Annotated in this window: 14 protein-coding genes and 2 pseudogenes; 8 read left to right on the forward strand and 8 right to left on the reverse strand. The window is 60.4% G+C overall.

Annotated features, from left to right (window positions below):
• On the forward strand, window positions 1-756 hold a 756-nt coding region (locus G6N73_RS27270; protein ID WP_165033112.1), incomplete at its 5' end, for an MFS transporter.
• 138 nt (window positions 757-894) lie between these two features.
• Window positions 895-1,308: an RES family NAD+ phosphorylase gene (locus G6N73_RS27275; RefSeq protein ID WP_425484148.1), complete on the forward strand. Its 414-nt coding sequence runs from the start codon at window positions 895-897 to the stop codon at window positions 1,306-1,308.
• A 36-nt stretch (window positions 1,309-1,344) separates the two neighbouring features.
• Here the strand turns inward: G6N73_RS27275 and G6N73_RS27280 are convergent.
• A pseudogene (locus G6N73_RS27280) lies at window positions 1,345-1,562 on the reverse strand (IS630 family transposase); the annotation flags it as partial.
• On the opposite strand from G6N73_RS27280, the gene G6N73_RS27285 reads away from it, so the two are divergent.
• Both G6N73_RS27285 and G6N73_RS27290 read left to right on the forward strand, forming a co-directional pair.
• Window positions 1,546-1,701: a hypothetical protein gene (locus G6N73_RS27285; protein WP_165033111.1), complete on the forward strand. Its 156-nt coding sequence runs from the start codon at window positions 1,546-1,548 to the stop codon at window positions 1,699-1,701. The pseudogene G6N73_RS27280 and the gene G6N73_RS27285 sit on opposite strands and share 17 nt — an antisense overlap.
• A pseudogene (locus G6N73_RS27290) lies at window positions 1,689-1,832 on the forward strand (ATP-binding protein); the annotation flags it as partial. The gene G6N73_RS27285 and the pseudogene G6N73_RS27290, both read left to right, overlap by 13 nt.
• Window positions 1,833-1,998: 166 nt before the next feature.
• On the opposite strand, the gene G6N73_RS27295 reads toward G6N73_RS27290, so the two are convergent.
• On the reverse strand, window positions 1,999-2,943 hold the full coding sequence (locus G6N73_RS27295) for a LysR substrate-binding domain-containing protein (RefSeq protein WP_165033113.1): 945 nt from the start codon (window positions 2,941-2,943) through the stop codon (window positions 1,999-2,001).
• Window positions 2,944-3,165: 222 nt separating this feature from the next.
• On the opposite strand from G6N73_RS27295, the gene G6N73_RS27300 reads away from it, so the two are divergent.
• The 4 genes from G6N73_RS27300 to G6N73_RS27315 all read left to right on the forward strand — a co-directional run bounded on the left by G6N73_RS27300 (window position 3,166) and on the right by G6N73_RS27315 (window position 8,462).
• Window positions 3,166-4,119 (forward strand): tripartite tricarboxylate transporter substrate binding protein, encoded by a 954-nt coding sequence (locus G6N73_RS27300; RefSeq protein WP_165033114.1) that lies wholly within the window; start codon window positions 3,166-3,168, stop codon window positions 4,117-4,119.
• Window positions 4,120-4,131: 12 nt separating this feature from the next.
• The gene (locus tag G6N73_RS27305; protein ID WP_165033115.1) at window positions 4,132-6,135 is read left to right on the forward strand and encodes a tripartite tricarboxylate transporter permease; all 2,004 of its coding nucleotides are present in this window, start codon (window positions 4,132-4,134) and stop codon (window positions 6,133-6,135) included.
• A gap of 14 nt (window positions 6,136-6,149) precedes the next feature.
• Window positions 6,150-7,223, forward strand: a complete 1,074-nt coding sequence (locus tag G6N73_RS27310) for a tartrate dehydrogenase (protein ID WP_343044753.1) — start codon at window positions 6,150-6,152, stop codon at window positions 7,221-7,223.
• Between the two features lie 75 nt (window positions 7,224-7,298).
• On the forward strand, window positions 7,299-8,462 hold the full coding sequence (locus G6N73_RS27315) for a mandelate racemase/muconate lactonizing enzyme family protein (RefSeq protein WP_165033116.1): 1,164 nt from the start codon (window positions 7,299-7,301) through the stop codon (window positions 8,460-8,462).
• A gap of 116 nt (window positions 8,463-8,578) precedes the next feature.
• Here G6N73_RS27315 and G6N73_RS27320 read toward each other — a convergent pair whose 3' ends face one another.
• From G6N73_RS27320 to G6N73_RS27345, 6 genes are all read right to left on the reverse strand, one after another.
• On the reverse strand, window positions 8,579-10,261 hold the full coding sequence (locus G6N73_RS27320; protein WP_246252608.1) for an ISL3 family transposase: 1,683 nt from the start codon (window positions 10,259-10,261) through the stop codon (window positions 8,579-8,581).
• 309 nt (window positions 10,262-10,570) lie between these two features.
• Window positions 10,571-10,789 carry a hypothetical protein gene (locus G6N73_RS27325; RefSeq protein WP_165033117.1) on the reverse strand — a complete coding sequence of 73 codons (219 nt, stop codon included), beginning with the start codon at window positions 10,787-10,789 and terminating at the stop codon, window positions 10,571-10,573.
• Window positions 10,790-11,386, reverse strand: a complete 597-nt coding sequence (locus tag G6N73_RS27330) for a tetratricopeptide repeat protein (RefSeq protein ID WP_206079112.1) — start codon at window positions 11,384-11,386, stop codon at window positions 10,790-10,792.
• Window positions 11,387-11,768: 382 nt separating this feature from the next.
• Window positions 11,769-12,422: a GNAT family N-acetyltransferase gene (locus tag G6N73_RS27335; protein WP_165033119.1), complete on the reverse strand. Its 654-nt coding sequence runs from the start codon at window positions 12,420-12,422 to the stop codon at window positions 11,769-11,771.
• Window positions 12,419-13,189, reverse strand: a complete 771-nt coding sequence (locus tag G6N73_RS27340; RefSeq protein ID WP_165033120.1) for an SDR family oxidoreductase — start codon at window positions 13,187-13,189, stop codon at window positions 12,419-12,421. Before G6N73_RS27340 ends, G6N73_RS27335 begins: the two co-directional genes overlap by 4 nt.
• Window positions 13,186-14,181, reverse strand: a complete 996-nt coding sequence (locus G6N73_RS27345) for an ABC transporter permease (RefSeq protein ID WP_165033121.1) — start codon at window positions 14,179-14,181, stop codon at window positions 13,186-13,188. Before G6N73_RS27345 ends, G6N73_RS27340 begins: the two co-directional genes overlap by 4 nt.
• Window positions 14,182-14,215 lie beyond the last annotated feature (34 nt).

Here is a 14,215-nt window from a genome sequence, read left to right on the forward strand (position 1 = left end):
GTCGGGGCGCTGGTGCTCGGAACGGCACTTCCCCATCTCATCCGCGGCCTGGGCGGCGATCTGTCTTGGCAGGGCGTGATCCTGTCGGTCTCGGCGGTATCGATCGCCGGCGGTCTGGCGATGCTCTTTCTCGTGCCGGACGGGCCGCATCTCAGAGCGGGCGCGAAATTCGACCCGGCCGCATTTGCGACGATCTTCCGCTCGGCCGAATTCCGGGCGTCGGCCTTCGGCTATTTCGGCCATATGTGGGAGCTCTACGCGTTCTACGCGTTCCTGCCGGTGCTGCTGGCGGCGCGCCTCGGCAGCGACGGCGCGACGGTTTCGGTGTGGAGCTTCGCGGCGATCGCCAGCGGCTTTCTCGGCTGCATGGTCGGCGGCTACCTGTCGCGGGGGCTCGGCAGCGCGCGCGTTGCCTATATGCAGTTGTCGGCGTCCGGCCTGTGCTGCCTCGTCTCACCGCTGGCGTTCCTGGCGCCCTTGCCGGTGTTCCTCGCCTTCCTGTTGTTCTGGGGCGTGGTCATTGCCGGCGACTCCCCGCAGTTCTCCACGCTCAACGCCCGTTTCGCCCCGCCGAGGCTCGTCGGCTCGGCGCTGACGATCGCCAATTGCATCGGCTTCTCGATCACGATCGTTTCGATTGCGCTGCTTGCCTGGCTGATCGAAACCGCTGGACCGCAGTATGTTTTCGTGATGCTGGTGCCCGGGCCGGTGCTCGGGCTGGCGGCGTTGAGGCGGCTGGCCGCGAAGCCGGCGTAAGGAAGGGGCATAGTCGACTCCCGGAAATACCAACGTTCGCCTTTTGATCTTTCTGCCGTATATCTGTGCCCCTTTAATGTTCAGAGGCCGAACCGCTTTGACAGTGCCAGCGGGCGGTTCGGAGTTCTCTATGCCGGACTGACCCTTCGCGGCGCCCTGGCCGAAACCCTCGTGCGCAATCCGCAACGTCTCATGGTGGCCATGACCGATATCGTTGGGCGCTCCGCATCCGGGCTCGTCTCTGACCGACCCTTGCGGATTGTGCGCCTATATGGATCGGGACTGCAGACGGTCGGGACGGACAACGCCATTTCGACCGGACCCTATGAGGCCTGCGGCCTCTGGTCGGACGCCCTCTGGGATCACCCAGACCGTCCGGATGGATTAGCCTACCAGTCGCGCCATGACTCAAGCGAGATTTGTCTCGCGATGTTTGAAAAGGCCGACGTCCGACTTAAAGCTAAGGGAACCCACCCCCTGTCCGGCATGCTTGGAGACGTGGCGGTAGTGCTCGACAGCTATGGGAAATCCGTCTCCCCGCCCCTTGAGTAACTCGACGCATAGCCAAACGTTGATGTGTTGTTCTTTAGCTAGTATCCTGAGCTTGGCGGTGGTGTGCCAGCCGGCGCGGTCCATGACGTGCCGGCTGATCTCGTCGATATGGAGTTGCATGGCCTCGGTTTCGGCAAAGGGCAGCGCGAGAGAGCAGCGCCGATGCCGCGCGCCGGGCAGATTGCGCCGAACAGGTAGGCGCTCTTGTAGCGCTGATTGGCCGGCTGACGGGGCCGCGTGCCCCGATGTGCCCATTACCGCGCGATGCCGTTCTTCTGGCTGGACTTCTATTGGAGCGCGGTTCATGCCCTTGAAAAGTATCTCAAGGCTGTGCTGCTCATGAACGGGCTCTCTGCCAAAGCCCCTGCCGGCGGTTTCATCTCGATCGGCTGACCCATCACTGTCACATCCTTGAGACCGGCAGCGACAGCTTCCGGTTCAAGAGCAGCTCGACGCAGGACATCAAAACAGGGAAGGAGAGGCGCAGAAACCTGACCATCGCACCCGACACCAGCAATAGCTGAACCGGGTCACTTCTCGGCGGAAACGCCGGTTCAGTTCTCAATGGAAGCAACAGACGCGGGACTGGAAGCCACGGGAGGTCCGGCGACCCAACTTGGCAGCGACGTGGCAGTCGTGTTCGACCATTGCCGGCTGGCTAGCCCCGATAGGATAATGACCAGCAGGGCCCTACTTTTCGCTGGCCCAGTTCAACTCGCGATCGCTGATTTGAAACGGCACATTGGCATTTGCATCCCGAATTCGTTCGTTTAGCAAATCAACAAAGACCCGTACCTTTGCGGTCAAGTGGTGGCGCTCAGGGTATACAGCTAAGATGTTCGCAGTCTGGAAGTACTCAGGCAACACGACACGAAGGCGACCCTCACGTACATGGGGCGCAATGTCCCACTCCGATCTCAGCATGATCCCGTGCCCGCCCAACATCCATTCGCGCGCCATCTCACCATCGTTGGTGCTGAGCCGCCCATTCACACGCGCCGATGGGTTGTCACCTGCGCGATCATCAAACCGCCAGATATCGTAAATGTCGTGTTCCTGTCTAAGAACGATGCAGTTGTGCCGACTCAGATCACTCACATCGGCGGGGGTTCCGTGCTTGGCCAGATAGGTCGGCGACGCGCATAAGAACCGACGATTTCTCTGTAGCAAGCGCTGGATAAGGTTGCTCGTCGGCGGGTTGCCGAACCTGATATTCAGGTCGAAAGCCTGCTCGATAAGGTTCATCGGCGCATCCGTCACCACCAGTTGGACTTCAACGTCAGGATAGGTTTCGCAGAACACCGAGACCGTGGGGGCTATGTATTCACGACTGAAACCGAAAGTGGCGTTGATCCGAAGAAGTCCGCTGGGCATCTCCTGTCCTGAACGCAGCCTGTTCTCCAGCTCGTCAATCTCTCCCAATAGCCGCACGGCCTTGCCGAAATACACCTCTCCTTCGCCAGTAAGGCTCACACGACGCGTCGTCCTGTTCATCAGGCGAACGCCCAGCCTACTTTCCAATCGCGCGAGACGACGGCTCACGGCGGAGGCCGTGATCCCGATTTCGCGAGCGGTTTCGACGAAGCTTCCGCGCCTGGCCAAGAGCACAAAGAACCCCAGATCGCTCTCGCTCACTACTGACCTCAACGCACTAATGATGTTCCGATTCTGAAATTAACGATTCCGATGAATTAGTCTAGGGTCACCTAGTCCACCTGTGAGGAGTTGGTGGGTACTGTCAGCAACGAAGACTTGCGGACAGGCACGGGGAGCAATCACGCGCTTACGGCTCAAGTCGCAGAACGGCACCCCTTAACCGAAAGCTGCGGCTCATACGCGGCTCGTGAGGAGGAAATCATGAAAACGGCTCTTGCAACCATCTTCGCCGGACTGCTGGCGTCAACGCCGCTCGCGGCGCAGTCGGTGGAGGACTTCCCTGCCCAGGCGATGACTTACATTATCCCGTTCAATGCCGGCGGCGAATCGGACATTTCTGCACGCTTCCAGCAGTCCGAGTGGGAGAACGTGACCGGCCATCAGGTCGTCATCCAGTACCAGCCCGGCGCAGGCGGCGCACAGGCCTGGTCGCAACTGAACTCGCTGCCTGGTGACGGCTACACCATCATGGGCATCAACTTGCCACACACGATCCTACAGCCGATGGCAGGATCGGTGGGCTATGCCACTGATGATCTGACGCCGGTTCACTACTTCCACTATACTCCCGATGCCATCTTCGTACGCGCGGACAGTCAGTTCACAACGCTCCAGCAACTCATCGACCATGCAAAGGCTAACCCAGGCCTGGTCACATTCGCCGGATCGGGGTCGAATTCCTCGAACCAGCTCGCCAACGTTCGGTTCAACGCGCAAGCCGATGTAGTGACGACTTATGTTCCCTTCTCGGGAACGGGCCCTTCGATCACGGCGGTCCTTGGCGGTTCGACCATGGCGGGCTTTAACTATGTCACCTCTGCTGTCAGCCAGGGAGATGCGCTGCGGATGCTCGCCGTCTCTGCGGAAGAACGCTTGCCGGCCTTCCCTGACGTCCCGACGTTCAAGGAACTTGGATACGACATCGTTGGCGGTGCCTATCGTGGCGTGGCGGTTCCGGCCTCCACATCCGAGGACGTACGGCAGCGGATCTCCGATATCATTTCAAAGATCAACGCCCAGCCCGCTTTCGTCGAAAAGATGGAGAGTGCTGGCTTCGCGTTGACCGACATCGGATATGACGAGATGGACGAGTTCGTCGCCGAGCGTATCAAAGAATATACCGACGGCGCCAGGGCGCTGGGTATCATTCAGTAACGGCGCACGAGGATGGACATCATCAGCTATCTTCTGGACGCGCTGACTCCGTTCAACCTCGTGCTTGCCCTCGTCGGTGTAGTGCTCGGTACTGTGATTGGCGCTTTGCCGGGACTCTCGGCGACCATGGCGGTAGCCGTTCTTGTCCCCTTCACCTTCACCATGGATCCCGCCGCGGGCCTTATTGCCCTCGGCGCGATCTACACCGGCGCGATCTATGGCGGCGCATATGCCGCAATCCTCGTGAATACACCGGGAACACCCTCGTCCATCGCGACGACCTTCGACGGTTTTCCGATGGCAAGGCGAGGCGATGGTGGCCTGGCAATATCGCTGGCCACAATCGCCTCGGTCGCGGGTGGCATCGTTGGCGCGGTGGCGCTTCTGGTGCTGGCGCCTCCGCTGGCCAAGGTCGCTTTGGCCTTCGGACCGACAGAGTACTTCTGGCTGGCGATGTTCGGCCTGACACTTATCGCGGCACTTTCTGTCGGCAACACCGTAAAAGGTCTTATTGGGGCTTGCATTGGTCTTTTTCTATCGATGATCGGTGTGGCCGTGGTGGGCGGCGACGTTCGATACACGATGGATATGCAACGCTTCCTGGCGGGCATCGACCTGACCTCGGCGATCATCGGGCTTTACTGTGTGCCGGTGATCCTCGACCTGGTCGCAAATGCTGACCCTCACCTGAAACCGTCCGAAACCGGCGGATTGCGATTTGCCGAAGCGCTGCGCTATTCGCTGCCGCGGAAATTCAACCTGATCCGCTCATCCGTCATCGGCACTGTGATCGGCATTCTGCCGGGGGCTGGCGGGTCCATCGCTGGGCTGGTCGCCTATTCGGAAGCGCGTCGGTCTTCTGACGACCCCGAGAGCTTCGGCAGGGGCAACCCGGATGGCGTGATCGCCACGGAATCCGCCAACAACGCCACCGTCGGCGGCGGCTTCATCCCGACGCTCGTCCTCGGCATTCCCGGCACGCCGCCCGACGCAATCATTCTTGGGGCGCTGCTGGTACAGGGCATCAAGATCGGGCCGACGCTTTTCACCACGGACGCCGACATCGTCTACACCTTCATCTGGGGGCTGCTCATCGCGACCATCCTCATGCTGCCCGTCGGCCTGCTGATCGGTCGCTATGCGTATTCCTCCATCACCAAGGTGCCGAAGGCCGTTCTTGCCCCGACAGTGGCGCTGCTGACTATCATCGGGGCTTTCGCGATCCACTCCAACGTCGACGACGCACAGCTTATGGTCGGCCTCGGCATCCTCGCCTGGATCCTGAATCGCTATGGCTTCCAGCCGTCGCCGATCGTATTGGGCCTCGTCTTGGGCTCGATCGCCGAACAGGGATTTGTCCAGACCTATCTGATCGGCAGTGCTTCCGGGCGCCTGACCGAGATGTTCTTCATGCGCCCAATAAGCATCGGCATCATCTGCGCTGCCTTGCTGACGCTACTTTTCCCGATCTGGTCGAACTGGAAGTCGAAGCGTCGCACCCAGCTTGCGCAAGCCGGCGAGCAATTCGCCGATGATGGAACCGAGATTGCGCCGGAACCGAACCGGCGCGACGTCCCTGGAATGATCTTCGCCGGGCTCTTCGTCGTCTTGGGGATCGCGATGTATGTTGGCGCGTCCGCCTTGTCGCCACTGGGGGCGGTCTTCCCGATCGCAATCGCTGCCGCTCTCATCCTTTTTTCAATTCTGCTAATCGCGCTGAACCTGCGTCGGCCCGCCGGCGGAGTGGGCGAGACCTTCGACATGCACAGCGGTGCGAAACGGCGCATCGCGCTCGGAGTAGTGATGCTGGCCTGGGTACTGCTGATGCCCGAGCTCGGATTTCTCGCAACCAGCATCACCGCCTTCGTGGCCATCATGGTTATCGCAGACTACGACCGGCCGGGCGCCAAGACCTGGGCAATCTGGATTGTCTCCGGTGCGCTGATCTGCATCGGCTTCTGGTGGCTGATGGCGAACGTCCTGCTCCTACGGATGCCTGTCGGGGCACTATTTTAGAATGGAGCGTCATAGTGACGAGGAAGAAATACAACATCGCCGTCATCCCTGGCGACGGGATCGGAAAAGAAGTCGTGCCCGAGGGGCTTCGCGTCCTTGAGGCCGCAGCCAAACGCCATGACCTCGATCTTCGATTCGACGAATTTGAGTTCGCATCCTGCGATCATTACCGGAGACACGGGCAAATGATGCCCGAGGACTGGAAGGCGCAGATCGGCAGTCATAATGCGCTGTTTTTCGGCGCTGTGGGCTGGCCCGATTCTGTCCCCGACCATATCTCGCTATGGGGATCATTGATCCAGTTCCGCCGCCATTTCGACCAGTACATCAGCCTGCGCCCAGCGCGCCTCATGCCCGGAGTTCCATGTCCGCTCGTCGGACGATATCCCGGCGACATCGACATGTGGATCGTCCGCGAGAACACTGAAGGTGAGTACTCTTCGATCGGTGGCAAGATGTTTCCCGATACCCCCCGTGAAATCGTGATGCAAGAGACGGTGATGAGCCGGATCGGTGTGGATCGCGTGCTGGAATACGCCTTCGAACTCGCTGCGAAGCGTCCACGCGCCAAGCTGACCTCGGCCACAAAATCAAATGGGATTTCCATTACTATGCCCTATTGGGACGAGCGGGTGGAAGAAATGGCCAAGAGATATCCGGGCGTCAGTGTCGACAAGTACCACATCGACATCCTGACAGCGCACTTCGTTCTGAATCCAGACAAGTTCGACGTGGTGGTGGCATCGAACCTTTTCGGCGATATTCTGTCCGACCTCGGCCCGGCCTGTACCGGCACCATCGGCATCGCGCCATCAGCAAACCTCAACCCTGAACGAGCCTTCCCCTCGTTGTTTGAGCCCGTCCACGGTTCTGCGCCGGACATTGCTGGGAAGGGCATCGCCAACCCGGTGGGGCAGATTTGGGCGGGCGCGATGATGCTGGACCATCTGGGCCATACGGACGCTGCTTCCAATATCGTGTCGGCAATCGAGCGCGTCCTGTCTGAGCCTGCAATGCGGACAAAGGATCTTGGTGGGTCGGCGAACACCGTCACCTGTGGCAAAGCCGTAGCCGATGCGCTCGGCTGAGCACCTGTTGAGATCTGTCGTCGACACCGCCATCGAGGCGCCGGACTAGGCAGCCAGGCAATTTGAGGAGAAAGAATGCGCATCATAGACATCGTCGAGGTGACTAAGCCGATCTCGTCACCCATCCGCAACGCCTATATCGATTTTTCGAAGATGACCGCCAGCTTGGTAGCTGTTGTCACCGATCAGGTGCGCGACGGCCGTCGCGTGGTCGGCTACGGGTTTAATTCGAACGGTCGGTACGGGCAGGGCGGGCTAATCCGCGAGCGGTTCCGCAACCGCATTTTGGAAGCGGCGCCGGAAAGCCTACTCAACGACGAGGGCAGCAATCTCAGTCCCGAGCGGATCTGGGCGGCGATGATGTCCAACGAGAAGCCGGGGGGCCATGGCGAACGGTCCGTGGCCGTCGGCACCATCGACATGGCTGTCTGGGACGCCGTTGCCAAGATTGAAGGCGAGCCGCTGTTCCGCCTCCTGGCCAAGCGTCATGGTCTGGAAGCCAATCCCAGTGTCTTCGTCTATGCGGCTGGCGGATATTACTACCCGGGCAAGGACAATTCGGCATTGCGCGCCGAAATGCGTGGCTATCTCGATCGTGGCTACAACGTGGTCAAGATGAAAATCGGTGGCGCTCCGATCGACGAAGACCGTCAACGCATTGAAACGGTGCTGGAAGAAATCGGGTCTGAGGCAAGACTGGCGGTCGATGCCAACGGCCGTTTCGATCTCGAAACGGGCATCGCCTATGCCAAGATGCTGCGCGACTACCCGCTGTTTTGGTATGAAGAGATCGGCGATCCGCTGGACTATGCGCTGCAGGCTGCGATTTCAGAGTTTTACGACGCGCCGATGGCGACCGGCGAGAACCTGTTCTCGCATCAGGATGCTCGCAACCTCCTCCGCTACGGAGGCATGCGTCCGGACCGCGATTATCTGCAGTTCGACTGTGCGCTTTCCTATGGGCTGGTAGAGTATCTGCGCACCCTGAAAGTGCTGCGCCAGTTCGGCTGGTCGCAATCACGCTGCATCCCGCATGGCGGGCACCAAATGTCACTCAACATCGCAGCAGGACTCGGTCTGGGAGGCAATGAGAGCTATCCAGACCTATTCCAGCCCTACGGAGGCTTCCCGGACGGCGTGAAAGTCCAGGACGGCCGCATTGTGATGCCGGACCTTCCTGGGATCGGCTTCGAAGGCAAGTCCGATCTCATAAAGGTGATGCGCGAGCTGGCGGAATGATCCGACCTAGGGTGGCATGACGCCAAGACCTGGTTCTCAAACAAATCTGTCGCTTGGCAGCTAAATGTAAGAATGCGCCGGTTTGGTTCGAATTGAGCATTTAATTAGGTTCTTCCTCACTTTGTGTGGTGATGAGGCCGATTGAGCGGCAGCATGCGTGCCCTCAGAAGTTCGGGGCCTGCTCTGCCGTACATTGCGCGCTTGATTGTCTTCAGGCGGTTGATCTGCCCTTCCGCCTGGCCGTTGCTCCACGGTAATTCAACGGCGTTGCGGACGGCGCTGATGTCGCGGCGCAAGACCCGCGCGAACCGGACAATCGGGACGAGCCCGGAGTTGACGGCATCGTCGATCCAAATGTCGAGCTTGTCCAATTCGCGGCCGCGGAGAATACCGCGAAATCGCATGGCAAGGCTGCGCATCAGGGCAAACTCATGCGACCCCTGCTTCAGGGCATCGACCTTCCTCGCCTGATTGATCGTCAGCATACCCCGCGGCTTCATGCAGAGGGCGGCGGCGACTACCGGTGAGATGACATGGCCGGTCGCCGGATCCCGTATCGGGACGGCATCGCGGGCTGGTTGATGGCATATGATCGGAGCCGGCGCCGCACTGCCCTTGCTCGACCTCGAGGCGCGTCGCCAGCTTGCGAGAAGCCGCTCCAGATTCGAAAAACTGCCCGTGTAGCCGCGGTGTTTGATATCGTGGAATAAGTGTCGGCCGCAGCGATTGCCATCTGTCCAGCACTGGGTGAGAAATGCCTCGAAATATAATGGTGACGTCGGCTTCAACTCGGCCCTGCGTCGGTCTGGTGGCGCGTCGTAAGTCAGCCATTTGGCGATGCTGCGCCGACCGTAGCCGGTACGACGAGCGATCTCGGAACAGGAAAACCCTTCCTTCTGCAAAGCGTGCAGAGTATCGAACACTGTCTGCCACGATTGTCGATGAGCGTGACGCGCCCGGCGCCGATGCGTTGCGTTGGGCTGATCAAGATCAGGCTGAGTGCCGGCGATGCCCTGCTCCGGCAGCAGCGCCCGCCCTGTGGCGCGGCCCGAAAGGCTCATCTGCTCCTCGATTGCGACCCGCAGGTTGTGCATGAGATGGAACCGATCAGCCACCTGGCGCGCTTGCGGCGCACCCTTGCGAACAGCCTGCGCGTAGAGCCCGCATCGGTCTCGGCTCACGATCTCGACAGAAGGGTGCTGCTCCAGCCACTGCGCCGCACTCGTCACGCTTCGGTCTTCAAGGATATCGACAACCGAACGGCGCTCCAGGTCGACGATCATCGTGCCGTAACGCCATGATCGCCGCCAGCTCCAATCATCGATGCCAACGACCCGAATCGTGGAGTTGCAGTGAGCGGCCGCGGCATCCCGCTTTAGCTGCCGCAGGATCGTGTCATCGCTGACCGGCATACCGAGCCGTCCCATCAGGCGCTCGCCAGGACGGCCACCCGTGCTGTGGCCGAGCAGACCGACAATTTCCGCGACCCTCTTTGTGCGGCGCGCATAAGGCGAAGCAATCGTCGGCAGCCGGTCGGTGAACGTTTGTCGTTCACAGTTCTGACGCGCGCACCGCCAGCGGCTCAACCGAAGCTTCACTGTCACGGTCTTGCCCTGAACCGGCAGATCTTGAAGGCTGCGGTTGAACCAGCCATGCCGATTTCGGGTCCGCCGACTGCAATCGGGGCAAATGCCGAACGCTGGTCCGGCGGCGGAAACAACCCAATTGTCATCATCAGTGAGCGCGACACCCAGAACTTTGATCCCTGGGCCGGGCGACCATTTCGTTTTCGTTCGCATGCCCGCCCATAGCGGCATGATCTCTAACGGCGAATGAACCACACAAATTGAGGAAGAACCTAATTAGCTGCAAAGCGACACAGTGATCATGCATCGTATCTGGAGCAACGGCACACAGTTCCGATGGACCAGGAAGGAAATCATGCCAGTTGCGGCCTGATTTGGTCCGTAAGCCAAGAAGGAGATAACAAAGTTCCACTTGCCGGTGGAAAGATGTCCTTCGCGGGACGATGGATGAGGGTGAGTTCGCTGATCAAGCAGTACCGATCGCATCGCCGCGATCAGGACGCATAAGAGATTGTTCCCACCTCATTCTTCTAACCCCATTGAGGGTAGAGCCTGAGCGCCGATCCCGGAGAGAAGCAAGACCCCGCGAAAGACGTCAGATACCGGCAAAGCGGAAAGCTCGAAAGCGCTTGACCTCAACCCGCCGAATAGAGAAGCATGATCAATCGTCGTCCGATCGGATCGCGGCACACCGGTCAGGTTGAAATCAAACAGCGTCGATGTAGAATCGACGACGCTCACCTATGCTTCCTCACCCCCATGACGGTCATGAGAGGGTAGGATTTCGCCCCCTCCCGCAAACGACGCCAATTCCACAAATTTCCGTTCCCCGCGCAGAGAGTCGAGCGCCTGGTCGAGCGGCATCCAGGCGAGCAGTCGTCGACGGAACATGGGTAGAGCGGCGAGCGCGCGCTCAAGATATTCCAGCGCCGCGTCGGTTCTGCCGAGAAGCGAATACGTTCGGCAGACATTGTAGTGTACCAGATAATCGTTCGGACCGATGACCACCGCCCGGCTTGCCCATTCTTGGCCGCGCAGGTTTTCCCCCAACTCTACGAGAATACTGCTTCCGAAAGCCCAGGCGTCGGCATTGTCGGGATGATCTTTGACTTCCTGCGTTGCATGCCGAAGACTTCGCAACGCCGCGGCTTTGAATTCCCGATCGCGGCCCATTGCGCTGTATTCCTCCGCCAGAAGCCCCGCGCAACGATAGTCATCGGGCCGCAGGTCAGAGGCGCTCTCGAAAAGCGCCGTCGCCGATTCGCGCTGCCCGAGCAGCCGGCAGCAGCGCGCCTTGAAGAAATGGGCCTCGAACAAAGCCGGGTCCAGCGCGATCAAGGCGATGCACGCTTCGGCCGCTCAGCATGTCCAGAGCGGCATTAAAGGACCGGGTCGGGTGGATTCCTTCCGTACGTCCCCATCCATCGGAACCAGAAAGCAGCGCCAATTCCGGTCATTCGGCGGGCTTCTCCGTTGCCGACCTTCGCTCAACCGCAGAATTCGACCCCTTGCAGTCGGCCACGTCAATCGCGATGAACGGCTCGATTGAGCCCTTTTCAAGCCGATGTCCGGTCAGTCCACCGATTTGCCGTGCAGCCATCGCATGGGAAGGTGTGCAATGGGCGGGGAGCGGTCCTTCTGTATTGCGATCGTCGCCCCTGGCCTTGGTAACTCTGGTTCGATCAGCGAGATTGCTTCGGACTCTGCGCGCAAGTCTCGCTTAGCAACAGCGGTGCTCAGGTCGCAACACTTTTGCCATGAACATCGACGTGGCTGAATTCGCGGGTGTCAACACGCGTTCATACCCCAGCGCGGCATAGAAGAGTTGAGCGTCAGTGTTGCGCGGGTGAACATCGAGGAACAGTCCCGTCGATCCAGCGAGCGCAAGTTGCTGTTCAAGGAAACTCATACAGCGTCGGCCGATGCCGCGGCCACGCGCCTGAGGCAGGAGATCGATATGGCCGTGGGAAGGAAAAGCGTTCAGAGCTTCTGGGATGTCGAAGTTGGGATGGTGGATGGCGTGGCGCACCCAGTCGCTGTTGCGCCACGTTGGCTGGTCAGGACCCGGGTCGGCAACATCCTGCTGTAATGCCGGGTACCAGGTCGAGGCTAGGCGCGCATTGAAGGATTTGGTGTCGAGGACACTGAACAGATAGCCTGCTACGCCTTCCGCACCATCGACCGCAAAGGCAAGGTCGGGTTCAAGCACCTGGTAGGGTACGGCGTAGATCTGGCCCATGAGCGCCGGATCGTCTTCCCGCCATGTTGCGTCATTGCCCGCGTCGCCGGTTTTCAGACAGACCTCGCAAAGCGCTGAATGATCGTCCGCGGTTGCGTGCCGCAAGAAGAACCCGCCGCCGAAGTCGACGATCACAGCGGCAAAATGCGGAAGTCGGCTCCTTCGGGCAGAAGCTGTCCGCCATCGACCACGATCGTCGTGCCCGTGATGTAGCTTGCCTCGTCCGAGGCGAGGAAAAGGAACGCGTTTGCGACATCGCGCGGACTGCCCAGACGCCCCAGCGGGATCGCATTTTCCATGTTCCTTATGAAGGCCGCGCCGCGGTGCTCCTGGATGGCCTCGGTCAGGATATTCCCCGGTTCGACGCCGTTCACCGTGATCCCGTAGCCGGAGAACTCCAGCGCGGCGGCACGGATGAATCCGTTGATGCCGGCCTTCGTTGCCGAGTAGTGGCCGTGTCCCGGGCTGGTCACGTGCGGTCCTGTTATGGACGAGGTGAAGAGCATGCGCCCCGAACCCTGGGCTTTCATCGGAACGAGTGCGGTCAGCGCGGAGTTGAAGGTGCCGCGCAGGTTTACGGCCATGACGCGGTCCCAGTCCTCCGAACTTGTGTTTTCGATCAGCTGCCAGGGGTAGATGCCGGCGTTCTGGACGACGATGTCGAGCCTGCCGAAGGTCGCGAGCACCAGGGCGACGGCTGCTTCCGCGTCGCCCATTTTCGAAATATCGGTGCGAATGAAGGGCACGCCCAATTCATCGGCAGTCGCTTGTCCGGCGGCAGGTTCGATGTCGGCGAGCACAAGGTTGGCGCCTTCCTCCTTGAACCGCAGCGCAATGCCTTTGCCGATGCCGCGAGCAGCACCGACCACCAGGGCCACCTTGCCTTCCAACCGATCGGTCATGCGAGCCTCTGGCGCAATGTCTGCTTGAATGTGTCGAGAAGCACTGCCGCAAGCACCAGCAACCCGTGGATGACCTGGGTGAAATTGGCGGGCAGGCCCATCAGATTGATTGCCGTGTTGATCGAGGAGAGCAGCAGGACGCCTGCATAGACGCCCGGCAGCGAACCAACGCCACCCTTGAGGCTGACACCGCCGATCACCACGGCCGCGAAGGCGTTGAACAGCAGTCCGACGCCGAGATTGGCCGTCGCGCCGGAGGTGCGGATGGCAAGCAGCCAGCCTGCGAGGCCGGCAATGGAGCCCGCCAGCACAAAAGCGATGATCAGGTTGCGCTTGACGCGGATGCCGGCGCGAAACGTTGCCGTTTCGTTGCCGCCGATCATGATCAGGTGGCGGCCGAACGGCGTCTTGGCCATGATCAGCGAGAAGCCGACGAAGCAGAGGATCGCGATCCACGCCGTGAGAGGAAGGCCGATGAACCGCTGGATGGCGAACCAGCGGATCGCTGGCGCGAGGTCCTGCGCGGAACGTCCGCCCGAAACCGCAACCACGAGCCCACGCACCCAGATGTAAGAAGCGAGCGTGATGATAAAGGCGTTCATGCCGGCCTTGGTGATCAGGAAGCCGTTTAGCGCTCCGACCGATCCGCCGACGGCAATTGCGACCAGCAGCGACATCGGCACCATCAGCCATTCGGGACTCAGCGTGATGCCCATGCCGATGCCGGCCGAGCAAAACAGGATGCCGACCGCCATCGCGCCAAGTGCGGCGACGGATTCGACGGAGAGATCCATGTGTCCGGAGATGATAACCAGCGCCAGGCCGATCGACATGACGCCGAGCACGCTCGACGCCTCGATGATGTTGGCGAAAATTCCGATCTGAAAATAGTTGGGCACGAGGGCCGAAAAGATCGCCAGCACGAATAGCAGCATGAACCAGACGAGATGGTCCAGGATAAACTCGAGGGTGCTCCGCGTCCGTGCGTTCATGAGGCTTTCCGGCTGGAATGGTCCGCCCGCGGGC

This window comes from Allomesorhizobium camelthorni, assembly GCF_011045125.1.
GTDB lineage: Bacteria > Pseudomonadota > Alphaproteobacteria > Rhizobiales > Rhizobiaceae > Allomesorhizobium > Allomesorhizobium camelthorni.

Excerpts from the sequence above, each read along its gene's own strand:
- G6N73_RS27300 (WP_165033114.1), top strand. The coding sequence starts at position 3,166 with ATGAAAACGGCTCTTGCAACCATCTTCGCCGGACTGCTGGCGTCAACG.
- G6N73_RS27315 (WP_165033116.1), top strand. The coding sequence starts at position 7,299 with ATGCGCATCATAGACATCGTCGAGGTGACTAAGCCGATCTCGTCACCC.
- G6N73_RS27345 (WP_165033121.1), bottom strand. The coding sequence starts at position 14,181 with ATGAACGCACGGACGCGGAGCACCCTCGAGTTTATCCTGGACCATCTC.
- G6N73_RS27340 (WP_165033120.1), bottom strand. The coding sequence starts at position 13,189 with ATGACCGATCGGTTGGAAGGCAAGGTGGCCCTGGTGGTCGGTGCTGCT.
- G6N73_RS27320 (WP_246252608.1), bottom strand. The coding sequence starts at position 10,261 with ATGCGAACGAAAACGAAATGGTCGCCCGGCCCAGGGATCAAAGTTCTG.
- G6N73_RS27305 (WP_165033115.1), top strand. The coding sequence starts at position 4,132 with ATGGACATCATCAGCTATCTTCTGGACGCGCTGACTCCGTTCAACCTC.